This is a genomic window from Nocardia ignorata NBRC 108230 (genome assembly GCF_001612905.1).
GTDB lineage: Bacteria > Actinomycetota > Actinomycetes > Mycobacteriales > Mycobacteriaceae > Nocardia > Nocardia ignorata.
In genome coordinates this window covers 532,404-546,828 of sequence record NZ_BDBI01000002.1, presented here as the reverse complement: position 1 = coordinate 546,828, position 14,425 = coordinate 532,404, and the positions used below count along the sequence as shown (strand labels likewise).

Here is a 14,425-nt window from a genome sequence, read left to right as displayed (position 1 = left end):
GCCCGGGGGCAATTGGGGTTAACACCGGAATCACGGGGCGGGATCTGTTGGGAGCACGGCCGTAACCGATCGTTGGCGTAAAGGGAGTCCGACGTTGAGCAGGTTCACCGACGAAATGTTTGCCACAGCGCTGTCCAGCCCGCGTGGGCTGGTCACCGGAGAACCCGAGGCACCGCTTCGGCAGACCTGGGGGGAAATCCATCGCCAGGCGCGGCGGATGGCGGGCGGTCTCGCGGCCGCCGGGATCGGGCACGGCGATGCCGTGGGTGTGCTCGCCGGGTTGCCGGTCGACATCGCCCCTGTGTGCCAAGGGATCTGGATGCGTGGCGCCTCGATCACGATGCTGCACCAGCCGACGCCACGCACCGACCTCGCGGTCTGGGTGCGCGACACCGAGACCGTCCTGAACATGATCGAGGCGAAGGCCGTCGTGCTCGGCGAGCCGTTCGCCGCCGCCGAACCGGTGCTGCGGGAGCGCGGGATCACCGTGGTCCGGGTGGCGGACCTGGCCGAGGGCGCCGACTCCGATCCGGTGCCGACCACCGAGGCCGATATCGCCCTGCAGCAGCTCACCTCCGGGTCGACGGGCTCGCCGAAGGCCGTGCGCATCACCCACGGCAACTTCTACGTCAACGCCTACGCGATGTTCAATCGCGTCAAGTTCCAGACCGACGACGACGTGATGGTCAGCTGGCTGCCGCTGTTCCACGACATGGGCATGGTCGGATTCCTCAGTGTGCCCATGCAGTTCGGCGCCGAGGTGGTGTGCGTGACGCCGCTCGACTTCCTGGCCAGGCCGCTGCTGTGGGCCGAACTCATCGCCAAGTATCGCGGGACCGTCACGGCCGCACCGAACTTCGCGTATTCGCTGCTGGCGCGCCGACTGCGGCAGGCCGAACCGGGCAGCATGGACCTGTCGAGCGTGCGCTACATGTGGAACGGCGCCGAACCGGTCGACCCCGAAACCATGACGGCCCTGGCCGAGGCCGGAAAACAGTTCGGCCTCAACCCGTCCGCCCTCACCCCCGTCTACGGCATGGCCGAAACCACCCTCGCCGTGTCGATTCCCGATCCCGGTCACGGCATGGTGCTCGATATCGTCGACGCGGATCTGCTCGAGGCCGTCGGCAAGGCGGTGCCCGTCGCCGAGGACGGCCATCACGGCACGCCGCGCAAACTGCCGACCCTCGGCCACCTGGTCGACGATCTCGAGGGCCGGGTGGTCGACGACGAGCGTCAGCCGCTGCCGGTGCGCTCGGTGGGCGTCATCGAATTGCGTGGCCCCGCCGTCACTTCAGGCTACGTCACCGTCGACGGGTTCCGTCCCGCCCAGGACGCCGACGGCTGGCTCGACACCGGCGACATCGGCTACTTCACCGACGACGGCCTCATCGTGGTGTGCGGCCGCATGAAGGACGTCATCATCATGGGCGGCCGCAACATCTACCCCACCGACATCGAACGCGCCGCCCTGCGCGTGCAGGGAGTTCGTCCCGGCAATGCCGTGGCTGTGCGCCTCGACGCGGGCGAGAAACGCGAAAGCTTCGCCGTGGTAGTCGAATCCAACGACTACCAGGTCCCCGACGAGGTGAAACGCATCGAACGTGAGATAGTCCACGAGGTCTTCGCCGAGGTAGGCGCCCGCCCCCGCACCGTAGCCATTCTCGGCCCCGGCGCCCTCCCGAAGACCTCTTCGGGAAAGCTCCGCCGCACAGCTACGGCGGCCCACCTCCGCTGACGCCGACGGGCCCTCCCCGTAGCCGGGGAGGGCCCGTTGTCGAAAGTTCGCTAGTGCAGCTGGTTCTGGGCGGTTTCCAAACCGGCCTTCAGCAACAGCTCCACCGCATCGGCGGCCTGCTCCACGATCACCGGCACTTCTTTGCGTTCGGGGGCCGAGAACGGCTTGAGCACATAATCAGCCGGATCCTGACGACCAGGCGGACGGCTGATGCCGATCCGGGTGCGCAGGTAGTCCTTGGTGGTGAGCGCCTGGGAAATGGACCGCAGGCCGTTGTGGCCGCCTTCGCCGCCACCTTGCTTGAGCCGGATCGTCCCGAACGGCAGATCCAATTCGTCGTGCACCACGATCACCTGGTCGACGGGCACCGAGAAGAACTTCGCCAGCGCCGCCACCGGACGCCCGGACAGATTCATATAGGTGCGCGGTTTGGCGATGAGAACCTGGCGGCCGTCGAGGCGGGCCTGCAGCAGATCGGCGCCGGACTTCTTGTGCACGGCAAAACGGCCGCCGACGCGCTCGGCGAGCACGTCGGCGACCAGGAAGCCCACATTGTGGCGGGTGCGCTCGTATTCGGGGCCGGGGTTACCCAGCCCCACCACGAGTGCGGGCCCGGAGGATTCGGTCATCGGCCGAACCGTGGAGCGTCTTACTCGGTCTCTTCGGGGGTGTCGCCCGCGGCGGCGGCGCCTTCACCCTCGTCGTCGAGCTGAGCGGCCGACGGCGCCTGGATCACGTTGACGACCAGGATCTCCGGCTCGCCGGCCAGGGTGACGCCCTTGGGCAGCGCGATGTCGCCCGCCTGGATCTGGGTGCCCGCCTCGACGCCCTCGACCGAGACCTCGATGCTCTCGGGCAGGTTCATCGCGTCGGCCTCGATCGACAGGCTGTTGAGTTCCTGGGTGACCAGGGTGCCCGCGGCGGCATCGCCGGTGACGACGACGTTGACGTCGGCGACGACGCGCTCGCCACGCTTGACGATCAGCAGGTCGGCGTGCTCGATGTAGCGGCGGATCGGGTGGACGACGACCGACTTGGTCATCGCCAGCTGCTCCTTGCCGTCGATCTTCAGGCTCAGGATGGCGTTGGTGCCGTGCAGACGCAGGATGGCGGCGAAGGCCTTGGCGTCCAGCGACAGGTGCTGCGGCTCGGACTGGTGGCCGTACAGCACGGCGGGCACGTTGCCGTCGCGACGGGTACGGCGAGCGGCGCCCTTACCGAATTCGGTACGGACGGCGGCTTCGATCTGGTTCACGTCGGACATGACTGATGCGCTCCTACGGCTCTTCCGGGCTGGTCAAGGGCGACCCATCTACCGGGGTCGGGTGGTCTGCTCGTCGGACGAAGAACGAACGAGGACGACCGGGAAGGCCGAGCCGCGTCGATCACGGTGAGCACACGGGGTGCGACTCACCCTCGCCGAGACAACCCGACCACCATACCGCACCCGATCGGCCGACCTGAAACCGCTCCAGCTTCGAACTCCCAGCCCCCACGCCCCGACCCCGAGGAGGGGCCGCGACCTCGAGCGCGCCGGCGCTCCAATAAACTCGATTGGTTGCCGACCACTGCGAGAGGTTCTGTCTTGACCGAGTCCGGAGAAGGCGCCGTCCCCACTCCGCGCGGATTGCCCGCCGAGGTGGCCCGTCGCCGCACGTTCGCCGTGATCTCGCACCCCGACGCGGGTAAGTCGACGCTCACCGAGGCGCTGGCCCTGCACGCGAAGATGATTTCCGAGGCGGGCGCCATCCACGGTAAGGCCGGTCGCAAGTCGACCGTGTCGGACTGGATGGAAATGGAGAAGGCTCGCGGTATCTCCGTGAGTTCGACCGCGCTGCAGTTCAATTACCGTGCGGCCGGTTCGGATGTCGACAGTGTCATCAATCTCGTCGATACGCCCGGTCACTCCGATTTCTCCGAGGACACCTACCGGGTGCTCACCGCCGTCGACGCCGCGGTGATGCTGATCGACGCCGCCAAGGGCCTCGAGCCGCAGACGCTCAAGCTGTTCCAGGTGTGTCGGCACCGTGGCATCCCGGTGATCACGGTGATCAACAAATGGGACCGTCCGGGCCAGGCGCCGCTGGAACTGCTCGACGAGATCAGCGAGCGTATCGGCCTCACCCCGACTCCCCTGTTCCTCCCGGTCGGTATCGCGGGCGACTTCCGCGGCCTGCTGCGCCGCGGCCCCGAGGGCGAGGCGACCGAGTACATCCACTTCACCCGCACCGCCGGTGGCGCGACGATCGCCCCCGAGGAATCGCTGACGCCCGCCGAGGCGGAGGCGCGCGAGGGCGAGGCGTGGACCACCGCCGCCGAGGAGAGCGAACTGCTCTCGGCCACCGGGCAGGACCACGATCAGGAACTGTTCCTCGCCGGGCAGACCTCGCCGGTCATCTACGCCTCGGCGATGCTGAATTTCGGTGTGCGCCAATTGCTCGAGACCCTCGTCGCGCTGGCGCCGGCACCCGGCCCGCGCGCCGATGTGAACGGCAAAGCCCGCGAGACGCGTGACCCGTTCAGCGCGGTGGTGTTCAAGGTCCAGGCCGGCATGGACACCGCCCACCGCGACCGGTTGGCCTTCATGCGCATAGTCTCGGGTGAGTTCGAACGCGGCATGGTCGTGACGCACGCCCAGACCGGTCGCCCCTTCGCGACGAAGTACGCGCTCACGGTGTTCGGCCGCGAACGCACCACCGTCGACACCGCCTACCCCGGCGACGTGGTCGGCTTGGTGAACGCGACCGCCCTGGCACCGGGGCACACCCTGTTCGTGGACAAGAAGGTCGAGTTCCCGCCGATCCCCAGCTTCGCGCCCGAGCACTTCGCGACGCTGCGCGCCCAGAGCGCGGGCAAGTACAAGCAGTTCCGCAAGGCCATCGACCAGCTCGATTCCGAGGGCGTCGTCCAGGTGCTGCGCAACGACGCGCGCGGCGACGCCTCGCCCGTGCTCGCCGCCGTCGGACCCATGCAGTTCGAGGTGGTCACCGCCCGTATGCAGGCCGAGTTCAATGTCGAGACCCAGCTCGACTTCCTCGCCTACACCCTGGCCAGGCGCACCGATGCCGAGTCGGCGCCGGAGCTGGACCGCCAGCGCGGAGTCGAGGTGTTCACCCGCACCGACGGCGCGATCCTCGCCCTGTTCAGCGACAAGTGGCGGCTGCAGTACATCGAGAAGGAACACCCGGATCTCACCCTAGAGCCGCTGGTGGCCACGGCCGACTAGCTGTCTGGGCCGGGAGGGCGGCTACTCCTCCGGTTCGCGTTCCACCCGGGAAACGTCCTGGGAGATCATGCCCCAGCGGCTCGCGGTCAGCCGCAGGCTCGGCAGGTCGCTGAGCGAGAGGACCACCTCGTAGGTGCGTTCGTAGCCGGTGTGCGCGATGCGCCAGTAACCGTCGTCGCAGCGCACGTAGCGGTCGGTGTAGAACGCGGCGCCGTGCAGGCACATGTTGTGTTCGGGGATGAGCACGGTGTCGGCGAGATACCAGGTGCCCGTGGCGGTGTCGCCGTCGACGTCGATCTCGGGGTGGTCGCACCGGTGCTCGGTGATGACGTGCGGGCCGAGGGTGTTGCGCAGGAAGGCGAGGAAGGCCTCGCGCGACTCGAACTGCAGGTATTCGCTGTAGGTCGCCGTGGCCTCGGGCACGAGGGTGTCGGCGAACTCGTCCCAGGACTTGGTGTCCAGCGTGCGCAGGTAGCGGAATTTGAGTCTGCTGATCGCGGTGACGTCGTCGGGGTGCTCGGGTGGGCGCGGCTTCGGTTGCTCGGGTGGCGCGGCGGCGGGCTGTTCGTCGTCGGCGATCACACTGTCCGTCCCGTGCCCGGCGACCAACGGCTCCTCCGCCCCGGGTAACAGCGGCCCTGAGCGTTCACGACGCACATCGACCTCCTCGACGCGCGCGTTCACAGACCCGGGCCCTTGCTCCATGCCTCCACGATCCCACCGGATGGCCCACGCGAGGCGGATCTGTACCCGATCGCTACCCCTGTCGAAACCGGAGTGTGACCTGCGCCCGCTCGGGCTCCGGACTGTCTGGGCTAGCCGATGGTGAAGCAGGTGCGGCAGAAGTCCTCGCCGAATTCCGAGAGGCGAAGGCTCTTGCGCACGATCTTCGGCGCGCGCCCGGCCTTCTTGAGCGCCTCCTCGACGACCGGCTGCACCTCGAGCACCATGTAGCGGCTCAGCACCACCGGGTCGTCGGAGGTAAGGGTGAGACCGAGGCGGTTGAGGTTGATGAGGTAGGAACGGGCCCGGTCGGGATAGCGCACGCCTGCCTGTTCGGGCACCGAGGTGAGGTCGCCCTGCACCAGTTCCGAGCCGATGCCGAGCGGGCGGTTGGTCCGCACGTCGACAGCGGGCTGAGGTCCGTTGAGGGCCATGAACCGCAGGATGCGGGCCTCGTCGGGGGCGATCTCGTCGAGGATGCGGTCGTAGGCGGGGTGCACATCCTCGGTGAAGTACACGTCGGCCGAGCGGGCCAGCAGCGCATCACCGCGGCGGCGCAGTTCCTCGGTGGTGGTGGAGCGCAGGTACGGGCCGACCGCGAGGGACTGCTGGCCCGAACCGTTGGTGGTCGGCACATAGCTGACGATCTCGCGCACCGAACCCTCGGTGACGCCGAGGGCACTGCGGGCGATCGAGCGCAGCGCGTTGCCGGTGCGCTCGGCGATATCGGCGGACGACTCACCGTCGAGCGCGGCCTGCGCCAGCTCCTTGGTGACCTCGTAGGTGGTGCCGACGGCCCACTGACTGCCGCGCACGGCGGTTCCCGCGGCCAGTCCGGCCGCCCGGAACACCCCGCGGATCAGGCGGGCTTCGTTACTGATCTGTCGCTGCTCGACATCCGAGCTGCGCTCGACGGCGCGGGTACCGGCACGGGCCAGGTCCTGTCCGGTCCTGTCGTCTGTCAACGTCCTACTCCGAAGTCTCGCCGTGGACAACGATCGCCCACCAGATTATTGCCCGACCACGCTCCAGGCACAGTGCGATCTACAGCGCGCCCCTGTCCGCGCCTCGATTGTGGCCTGTCACGAAATGTGGTGGTGGTCATTGTTCCGATTCGGTGGGCCGAGTGCGGCATCCGCGACAGGTTCTGTGACTGATGTCTCAGACACTACCCTGTGGCCTGGAACACGGCGAATGGACCCGGTTCCGTACCTCACAGTAGGGTCACCTCGCTGCGGGGGTGCTAGTTTTTTGAACGCCGGTGAAGGCGGTGGTCACCGGGTATCGGCAGGAGGGTGTCGTAAGTGCTGGAAAGTGTGTTCGGTATACATCCGACGCTCCTGCTCGAAATTCTGACAATCCCGTTGTTCACAGGCGTCATCGGTTACATCACCAACTGGACCGGCATTCTCATGCTGTTCCGGCCGCTCGAGTTCCACGGCGTCAAGCTGCCCGGCCTGCGCACGGTGTTTCCTTACCTGCCCAAGCGAATTCAGGTGCTGCCGCTGCTGAGTTACGACGGCCGCATCGGCTGGCAGGGCATCGTCCCCTCCCGTGCCGACAAAATGGCGAGCATCGCGGTCGACAAGGGTCTGTCGAAACTGGGCAGCGTCTCCGACTTCTACCGCGAACTCGAACCCGACAAACTCGCCGAGCACCTGGCCGAGGTGGCCGACGCGCAGATTCGCGACATCGTCGAGGTGATCCTGCGCCGTGAGCATCCGCAGCTCTGGTACAACCTGCCCACTCAGGTCAGGGAGATGATCCACCAGCGGGTGCGCTCGCAACTGCCCGAGATCCTGCGCGAACTCACCATGGAACTCGGCACCAATATCGATCAGCTGCTCGACGTGAAGCAGATGGTGATCCGCTATTTCCAGGCACGCCCGCAATTGCTCAACCAGTTGTTCCAGGTGCTCGGCGCCAAAGAGCTCCGGTTCATGCAGAATTTCGGTTTCTATTTCGGCGCCCCCTGCGGTCTGCTGCTCGTACTGGCACTGCACACCACTTCGCTCTCGCCCCTGATCGTGCTGCCGCTCGGCGGCATCGTGATCGGCTGGGTGGTGAACTGGGTTGGCCTGAACATGATCTTCGCGCCCGCCGAACCCAAGTGGTGGTGCCCGTGGCGGCGGGGCCTGCTCATCAAGCGTCAGCCCGAAATCACTTCCGGCTACGCGGCTTTGGTGTCGACCGAAGTGCTCACCGTCGCCAACATCGGTGACGAACTGCTCAACGGCCCGCGCTCGGACCGAACGCTGCAGATGCTCGAGGACACGCTGCGCCCGGCCGCCGACCGCGCCCTCGGCCCGGCCCGGCCCGCGGTGAAGTTCATGCTCGGCAGCCGCGAATACGACTCGCTGCAGTCCACCCTCACCGCCGAGGCCATGACGATCGCGCCCATGGCCTTCGCCGACCCCGCGTTCAATGTCCAGCAGGGCCGCCAGGTCAACGAATTCATCGCCCGGCAAATGTCCGCGCTCTCGCCGCACGACTTCGTGGACATGCTGCGTTCGGCGATCAAACAGGACGAATGGTTGCTTTTCGTCCATGGCGGCGCGCTCGGGCTCATTGCCGGATACGCTCACATCCTGGTCTTCGGAACAGGAGTAGCGACGACATGGATGTAGACGACGGACCTCCGTCCACCGAACTGGTGCGACGGTCGGTGCCGTCGCCCGATGCCCGCCGCGGTGTGCTCCCGGTATCACCGGTGCGCACCGCCCGCGCGGCGACCGGTGTCGCGCGCGTGGCGATCACCGCCGCGTCGGGGATGACGATGTGGACTCTCGACACCGCCCTCGGTGTCACGGTCACGGTGCTGCGCGGCAGTATCGCGGGGGCACCGCCCGCCGAGGTACTCGCCGACGCGCAGACCGAAGTGCGCGACCGGCTGCGCAACGCCCTCGGCCTTCCCCAGAGCGGGGAACAACACGGTGGTCCCGGCATGCCGACGCTGCGCGAACAGGGCGCCGAACTGCTCCGCCTGTCGGCGAGTACCCATGCGGTGGCACCGGATTCGCATCCGGCCTACCCGGGCATCCTCTCCGAGATCACCCCCGACGAGGCGCGCATCCTGCGGTTTCTGCACGTGGACGGACCGCAGCCGTCGATCGACGTACGCACCGGACGTCAGCGGGCGTTCGGCGGCGAACGCCTCATCAGCGGTCTCACCATGCTCGGTGAGCATGCGGGCCTGCGCTTTCCGAACCGGGTGCCGCAGTACCTGCCGAACCTGCGCAGGCTCGGGCTCATCGAGTCCACCCGTGAGCCGGTGGGCAACCCGAGCCGCTACCAGCTCATCGAGGCGCAGGAACAGGTGCGAGAGGCGTTGAAGCGCGCCAGTTTCGGCACCAAGGTGAGCTATCGCAGCATCGTGCTCACCGAGTTCGGCGCCGACTTCGTCCAGACCTGTTTACCGGTCGTGATCAACGACGGCCGAGAAACCGCGACCTAGCTCTCGGCCAGCTCGGCCAGTTCCATCCAGCGCTCTTCCGCCGCTTCCTTTTCCGCGACGACCTCTTTGAGCTCGGTGTTGAGCTTGACGAGTTTGTCCGGGTCGGTGGCGGCGTCGGCGAGGGCGGTGTGGAGTTTCTGCTCGCGCTCGTCGAGCTTGGCGATGGAACGTTCCAGGCGCGAGAGTTCCTTGCGCGCGGCACGGCGATCGGCCGAATCCGTCGACGTGGCGGTCGACTTGGTGTTGATCGGCTTGGCGGCGTCGGTCTGCGCGGCGCGGCGGGTGAGGTACTGGTCGATCCCGCCGGGCAAGTTGGTGAGCTTGCCGTCGCCGAACAGAGCCCAGGTGGAGTCACAGATGCGTTCGACCAGGTACCGGTCGTGACTGATGACCACGAGGGTGCCCGCCCAGTTGTCGAGCAGGTCCTCGAGTTGCTGCAAGGTGTCGATATCGAGGTCGTTGGTCGGCTCGTCGAGCAACAGCACGTTCGGTTCGGCCATCAGGATGCGGGTGAGCTGCAGGCGGCGGCGTTCACCACCGGAGAGGTCACCGACCGGGGTGCGCTGACGGGCGGGGGTGAACCCGAGCCGCTCGGCGAGCTGACCGGCGGAGATCTCCTTGTCGCCCAGCATGATTCGCTGCGCGATCTGCTGCACGGCCTCCAGCACACGCATATCGGTCGGCAGGTCGTCGAGTTCCTGACGCAGCCAGCCGATCTGCACGGTCTGACCCTGGATCCGCTTGCCCGAAGCCGGTTCCGCGTCGCCGGCCAGGGCGCGCAGCAGCGTCGTCTTGCCCGAACCGTTCACGCCGACGAGACCGACCCGTTCGCCGGGCGCGAGCCGCCAGGTGAGGTCGCTGACAAGCTCGCGGCCGTCGGGGGTGGTGAGGGTGGCGTCTTCGAGCTCGATCACCACGCGCCCGAGGCGTTTGCGGGCGAAGGCGGCCAGCGAGACGGAGTCGCGCGGCGGCGGCACATCGGCGATCAGCGCCTCGGCGGCCTCCACGCGGTAGCGCGGCTTGGACGTGCGGGCCTTGGCGCCCCGGCGCAGCCAGGCCAGTTCCTTGCGGGCCAGGTTGGCGCGGCGCGCCTCGGAGGCATCGGCCTGGCGGGCGCGTTCGGCGCGGGCGTAGATCCAGTCGCCGTAGCCGCCCTCGTAGGTCTCCACCTTGCCGCCGACGACCTCCCAGGTGCGGGTGGCGACGGTGTCGAGGAACCAGCGATCGTGGGTGACGACCACCAGCGCGGTACGACGGGCGATCAGGTGCTCGGCCAGCCACTGCACACCCTCGATGTCGAGGTGGTTGGTCGGCTCGTCGAGCACCAGCAGGTCGAGGTCGCGCACGAGCGCGGCGGCCAGCGCGACGCGGCGGCGTTCCCCACCGGACAGGTTGGTCACCGGGGTGTCGAGGCCGAGGTCGGCGATGCCGATGCCCTCGAGCACCGTGCGGATGCGCGCGTCGGCGGCCCACTCGTGTTCGGCGATGTCGACGGTCGACAGATCGTCGGACAGCCCCGCGAGCACAACCGACCCGATCGTCGCCCCCTCGGGCAGCACACCGCGCTGGGTGACCACGGCCATCCGCAGCCCACCGACCCGGCTCACCCGGCCGCTGTCGGGCGGTTCGAGACCCGTCAGCACCTCGAGCAGCGTGGTCTTACCGCCACCGTTGAGGCCGACCACCCCGATTCGTTCCCCGGCGTGGATGCCGAGGGAGACGTCGTCCAAGAGCGGCTTGATGCCGAAGCTCTTGGAGACTTGTTCGAGGTTGATCAGGTTCGACATAGGTGTTCTTCGCCCGCCTTCCGCGTGACTATCCGGCTGGGCCGAGCCTACTCACCCACTCAGGGCTCGCCGCGTTCAGTGCGCTTCGTGGTCGAGCACTCGCGCGCCGGGTACCGGGCCGCTCGCGGTGCGCACGCTGCGGCACACGCCCGCTCCGGCCAGTTCGGCGGCCACCGCGATGGCCGCCTGCTCCGTCTCACACAGGAACGCGCAGGTCGGGCCGGACCCCGACACCAGCCCGGCCAGCGCACCGGCTCCGACCCCGGCGCGCAAGGTGCGGCGCAGTTCCGGTTTCAGGGAGAGGGCGGCTGCCTGCAGGTCGTTGCCGAGCAGCGGGGCGAGGGCGTGTGGGTCGCCTGCGGCCAGGGCCTGCAGGAGTTTCTGCGGGTCGCCGAGGCGCGGCGGGTCGCCTTCCTCGCGCAGGCGGTCGAGTTCGCGGAAGACCGACGGAGTGGACAGCCCGTCCTTGGCGAGGGCGAGTACCCAGTGAAAAGTGTTGCGCGACAGCACCGGCAGCAGCTGTTCACCGCGGCCGGTGCCGAGTGCGGTGCCGCCGTGCAGGGCGAACGGCACGTCGCTGCCGAGTTCGGCCGCGACCGAGGCCAGTTCGTCGCGGCCGAGGCCCAGGTCCCACAGCTCGTTGAGCCCGACCAGCGCGGCGGCCGCGTCGGCGCTGCCGCCCGCCATGCCACCGGCCACCGGGATGCCCTTGGCGATGGCGATCTCCACGAGTGGCGCCCGCCCGGCCAGGTGAGCCAGCGCGACGGCGGCCTGCCAGACGAGGTTGGTCCGGTCGGTGGGGACCTGCGCTGCGCCCTCCCCCGTGACCCGGACGGTGAGCGAGGCGGCAGGAGCCAATCGTAGGTCGTCGGACAGGGATAAAGCCTGGAAGACCGTGGTCAGGTCGTGGTACCCGTCGGCGCGCAGATCACCGACTCCGAGATGCAGATTCACCTTCGAAGGAGCGCGCACGACGACCGGGCTGGGCACAACTGACAGCACGATCACCAAGCGTAACCGGTAGTACCGACGAGTATGGGTGCAGAAACGGCCGACCGGTCGGTGGGTATCCGAGATGGACGAACCGGGGGCTTGCGCAAAGTACCCGTGGGGGGTATGTTCGTTCGTGTCGGGGATATACCCCCGGACCGTATACTCGAGCGAAGGAGTCGGCCATGGCCACCACCACTTACACCGTCACGGGGATGACCTGCGGACACTGCGTGAGCTCGGTCAAGCAGGAGATCGGCAAGATCGACGGCGTCACCAGCGTCGATGTCGACCTGGCCAGCGGGCTCGTGCGCGTCGACAGCGCGAACGAGGTGTCCGAGGCCGAGGTGGCCGCCGCCGTCGACGAGGCGGGGTACGAACTGGCCCGCTGAACCCTTGTGGCCCGCGCCGACGGGGTGCGGGCCACAAGGGTTCAGCCCTGAGCAGCCAGTTTCACGAACGCGGCGGTCTCGAGAGTCTCACCACGCGCCGTCGGATCGATACCCGCGGCGACCAGCCTGCGCTCGGCCTCGGCGGGCGAACCCGCCCAGCCCGACAGCGCCGCCCGCAAGGTCTTTCGCCGCTGGGCGAAGGCCGAGTCGATCACCTCGAACACCCGCCTGCGATGCGCGTCGTCCATCGGCCACGGCGGTTCGGCATACCGATCGATGCGGACCAGCCCCGATTCCACCCGCGGCACCGGCCAGAACACCTGCGTACCCACATGACCCGCGCGCCGGACCTTGCCGAAGAAACCCGCCTTGACGCTCGGCACCCCGTACACCCGGTTGCCCGGTTCGGCGGCGAGCCGGTCGGCCACCTCGGCCTGCACCATCACCAGCGAGACCTTGATGCTCGGCAACTCGGCGAGCAGGTGCAGCAGCACCGGCACGGCCACGTTGTACGGCAGGTTCGCCACCAGCGCGGTCGGTTCCGCGGGCAGCTGATCGGCGCGCACACGCAGCGCGTCGGCCTCGACCACCCGCAGATTCCCGACCAGGTCGGGAGCGCGATCGGCGACGGTTTCGGGCAGGTAGTTCGCGAGCACCGGGTCGATCTCCACGGCGACCACCTGGTCGACCACATCGAGCAGGGCCAGCGTCAGCGAGCCGAGACCGGGGCCGACCTCGAGCACCGTGTCGCCGCGACCGACACCCGCCGCGGACACGATGCGCCGCACCGTGTTCGCGTCGTGGACGAAGTTCTGCCCGAGCTGTTTGGTCGGTCGCACGCCGAAGCGTTCGGCCAGCGTACGCACCTCGGCGGGGCCGAGCAGCGCGGCGGGACCACGAGCGGAATTATCGGGTTCGGGCACTGCTAGAACTTACCAACCTCGCCGATCGGGCAGCTCAGCGCTGTGGCGGGACGGCGTTGACACGGGCGAGGAAGGCATCGATGGCATCGAGCTGGGCCGGTGTCACCGAGCCGTGTGTGCCGGTGCCGGGCAGCACCTGGTGGTCCACTCCGTTCACGGCGAACTGAGCGACCAGCGCCGCGTGCAGCGGGGACGGGACGATCGTGTCGGTGACGTTCATGGTCAGCAGGATCGGCGCGTCGTAGCCGCTGGTCGGCAGGGCCATGTAGGCCGCGAGGGCGCCGCGCAGCGGTTCGATCGGGCGGACGAACATATCGCGCGAGGTCATCCCCTTGGTCTCGGCGACGATCGTGTCGAGGCACTGGCCCGCGGCCGCGTCGATGACGGCCTTGCCACGCGGCGTGAGGTAGGAGTCCACGTCGAGTTCGGGGTGGGTGGCGCGCAGACCCGCGAGGATGCTGACGAGGAAGATCGTGCTCCCCGGCGGGCCCGGCACGTCCGGTCCCATGAACGGCAGGACCTTCTCGACATCGGAGGCGGCATCGATCGCGACGGTGCCCCGGAAATCGAGTTCGGGAGCGTAGGAGGACTGGACGTGGGCCGAGCTCAGCGCCGCGTGGCCACCCTGTGAGGTACCGACCACGCTCCACGTGCGCGACAGGTCGGGTTCGGCGGCACGGGCCGCGCGGACCAGATCGATGGTCGCGGTCGCCTCGCTGTGCACCTCGAGATACGGGTGCGGACCGGTGTCGAAGCGGCCCAGGCCCAGGTAGTCGGGCGTGACGACGGCGAAGCCCTGCTCGACGAAGCGCTTGATGAGCCGATCCTCGGCCGCGCGCTGCCCCGGGAAGGGCGCGGTCTCCGGGTCGGCCTGACCGCCGCAGCCCCGGCCGGAGCCGGAACTGCCGTGGTCGTAGGCGATGATCGGCCAGCCGGTGGCGGGTGCGTCACCGCTCGGCAGGAACAGCGCACCGCTGGCCGGGCGGGCGACGCCGGCGGAGTCGGTCATCCAGTACTCGATGGACGAGCCGCGATCCAGGCCGTGCCAGCCCGCCGCCTCGGCCTGTGCCGAGATGAGCGAGCCGGGCGTTTCGGCGGACGCGGGAGCCAGACCGGCGAGCAGCGCGGCGGAGGTCAGGGCCGCGACAACGGCCGCTCTGATCGGCTTGTCAGACATGGACTCGTCTCTCCA

At 68.5% G+C, this 14,425-nt stretch carries 13 protein-coding genes; 5 read left to right on the top strand and 8 right to left on the bottom strand.

The features are described from left to right. The first annotated feature begins 94 nt into the window (after positions 1–94). Positions 95–1,738, top strand: a complete 1,644-nt coding sequence (locus tag NI2_RS02775) for a fatty acyl-AMP ligase (protein ID WP_067485518.1) — start codon at positions 95–97, stop codon at positions 1,736–1,738. A gap of 50 nt (positions 1,739–1,788) precedes the next feature. On the opposite strand, the gene pth is transcribed toward NI2_RS02775, so the two are convergent. Next, on the bottom strand, positions 1,789–2,367 hold the full coding sequence (pth, locus tag NI2_RS02770; RefSeq protein WP_067485516.1) for an aminoacyl-tRNA hydrolase: 579 nt from the start codon (positions 2,365–2,367) through the stop codon (positions 1,789–1,791). A 20-nt stretch (positions 2,368–2,387) separates the two neighbouring features. Further along, the gene (locus NI2_RS02765; protein WP_067485514.1) at positions 2,388–3,002 is read right to left on the bottom strand and encodes a 50S ribosomal protein L25/general stress protein Ctc; all 615 of its coding nucleotides are present in this window, start codon (positions 3,000–3,002) and stop codon (positions 2,388–2,390) included. A gap of 321 nt (positions 3,003–3,323) precedes the next feature. Here NI2_RS02765 and NI2_RS02760 point away from each other — a divergent pair, with 321 nt between their 5' ends. Next, positions 3,324–4,964, top strand: coding sequence for a peptide chain release factor 3 (locus NI2_RS02760; protein ID WP_133733846.1), 1,641 nt, complete (start codon positions 3,324–3,326; stop codon positions 4,962–4,964). A 21-nt stretch (positions 4,965–4,985) separates the two neighbouring features. Here NI2_RS02760 and NI2_RS02755 read toward each other — a convergent pair whose 3' ends face one another. Next, entirely contained in the window at positions 4,986–5,573 is a 588-nt protein-coding gene (locus tag NI2_RS02755; protein ID WP_370465680.1) for a nuclear transport factor 2 family protein, read from the bottom strand. 206 nt (positions 5,574–5,779) lie between these two features. Then, complete coding sequence (locus tag NI2_RS34865; RefSeq protein WP_084456787.1) at positions 5,780–6,652, bottom strand: Abi-alpha family protein; 873 nt, start codon at positions 6,650–6,652, stop codon at positions 5,780–5,782. 339 nt (positions 6,653–6,991) lie between these two features. Here NI2_RS34865 and NI2_RS02745 point away from each other — a divergent pair, with 339 nt between their 5' ends. Both NI2_RS02745 and NI2_RS02740 read left to right on the top strand, forming a co-directional pair. Continuing rightward, complete coding sequence (locus NI2_RS02745; protein ID WP_084475798.1) at positions 6,992–8,314, top strand: DUF445 domain-containing protein; 1,323 nt, start codon at positions 6,992–6,994, stop codon at positions 8,312–8,314. Further along, positions 8,305–9,141 (top strand): Abi-alpha family protein, encoded by an 837-nt coding sequence (locus tag NI2_RS02740; RefSeq protein WP_067485511.1) that lies wholly within the window; start codon positions 8,305–8,307, stop codon positions 9,139–9,141. Before NI2_RS02745 ends, NI2_RS02740 begins: the two co-directional genes overlap by 10 nt. On the opposite strand, the gene NI2_RS02735 is transcribed toward NI2_RS02740, so the two are convergent. Next, positions 9,138–10,928: an ABC-F family ATP-binding cassette domain-containing protein gene (locus NI2_RS02735; protein WP_067485509.1), complete on the bottom strand. Its 1,791-nt coding sequence runs from the start codon at positions 10,926–10,928 to the stop codon at positions 9,138–9,140. The two genes, NI2_RS02740 and NI2_RS02735, sit on opposite strands and share 4 nt — an antisense overlap. A gap of 75 nt (positions 10,929–11,003) precedes the next feature. Next, a complete protein-coding gene (locus NI2_RS02730; protein WP_067485943.1) occupies positions 11,004–11,930 on the bottom strand; it encodes a 4-(cytidine 5'-diphospho)-2-C-methyl-D-erythritol kinase in 927 nt (308 codons plus the stop codon). 173 nt (positions 11,931–12,103) lie between these two features. Here NI2_RS02730 and NI2_RS02725 point away from each other — a divergent pair, with 173 nt between their 5' ends. Beyond that, on the top strand, positions 12,104–12,310 hold the full coding sequence (locus tag NI2_RS02725) for a cation transporter (RefSeq protein WP_067485507.1): 207 nt from the start codon (positions 12,104–12,106) through the stop codon (positions 12,308–12,310). Between the two features lie 41 nt (positions 12,311–12,351). Here NI2_RS02725 and rsmA read toward each other — a convergent pair whose 3' ends face one another. Beyond that, complete coding sequence (gene rsmA / locus NI2_RS02720) at positions 12,352–13,233, bottom strand: 16S rRNA (adenine(1518)-N(6)/adenine(1519)-N(6))-dimethyltransferase RsmA (protein WP_067485505.1); 882 nt, start codon at positions 13,231–13,233, stop codon at positions 12,352–12,354. A 34-nt stretch (positions 13,234–13,267) separates the two neighbouring features. After that, complete coding sequence (locus NI2_RS02715) at positions 13,268–14,410, bottom strand: lipase family protein (RefSeq protein WP_067485503.1); 1,143 nt, start codon at positions 14,408–14,410, stop codon at positions 13,268–13,270. Between the last annotated feature and the right edge of the window lie 15 nt (positions 14,411–14,425).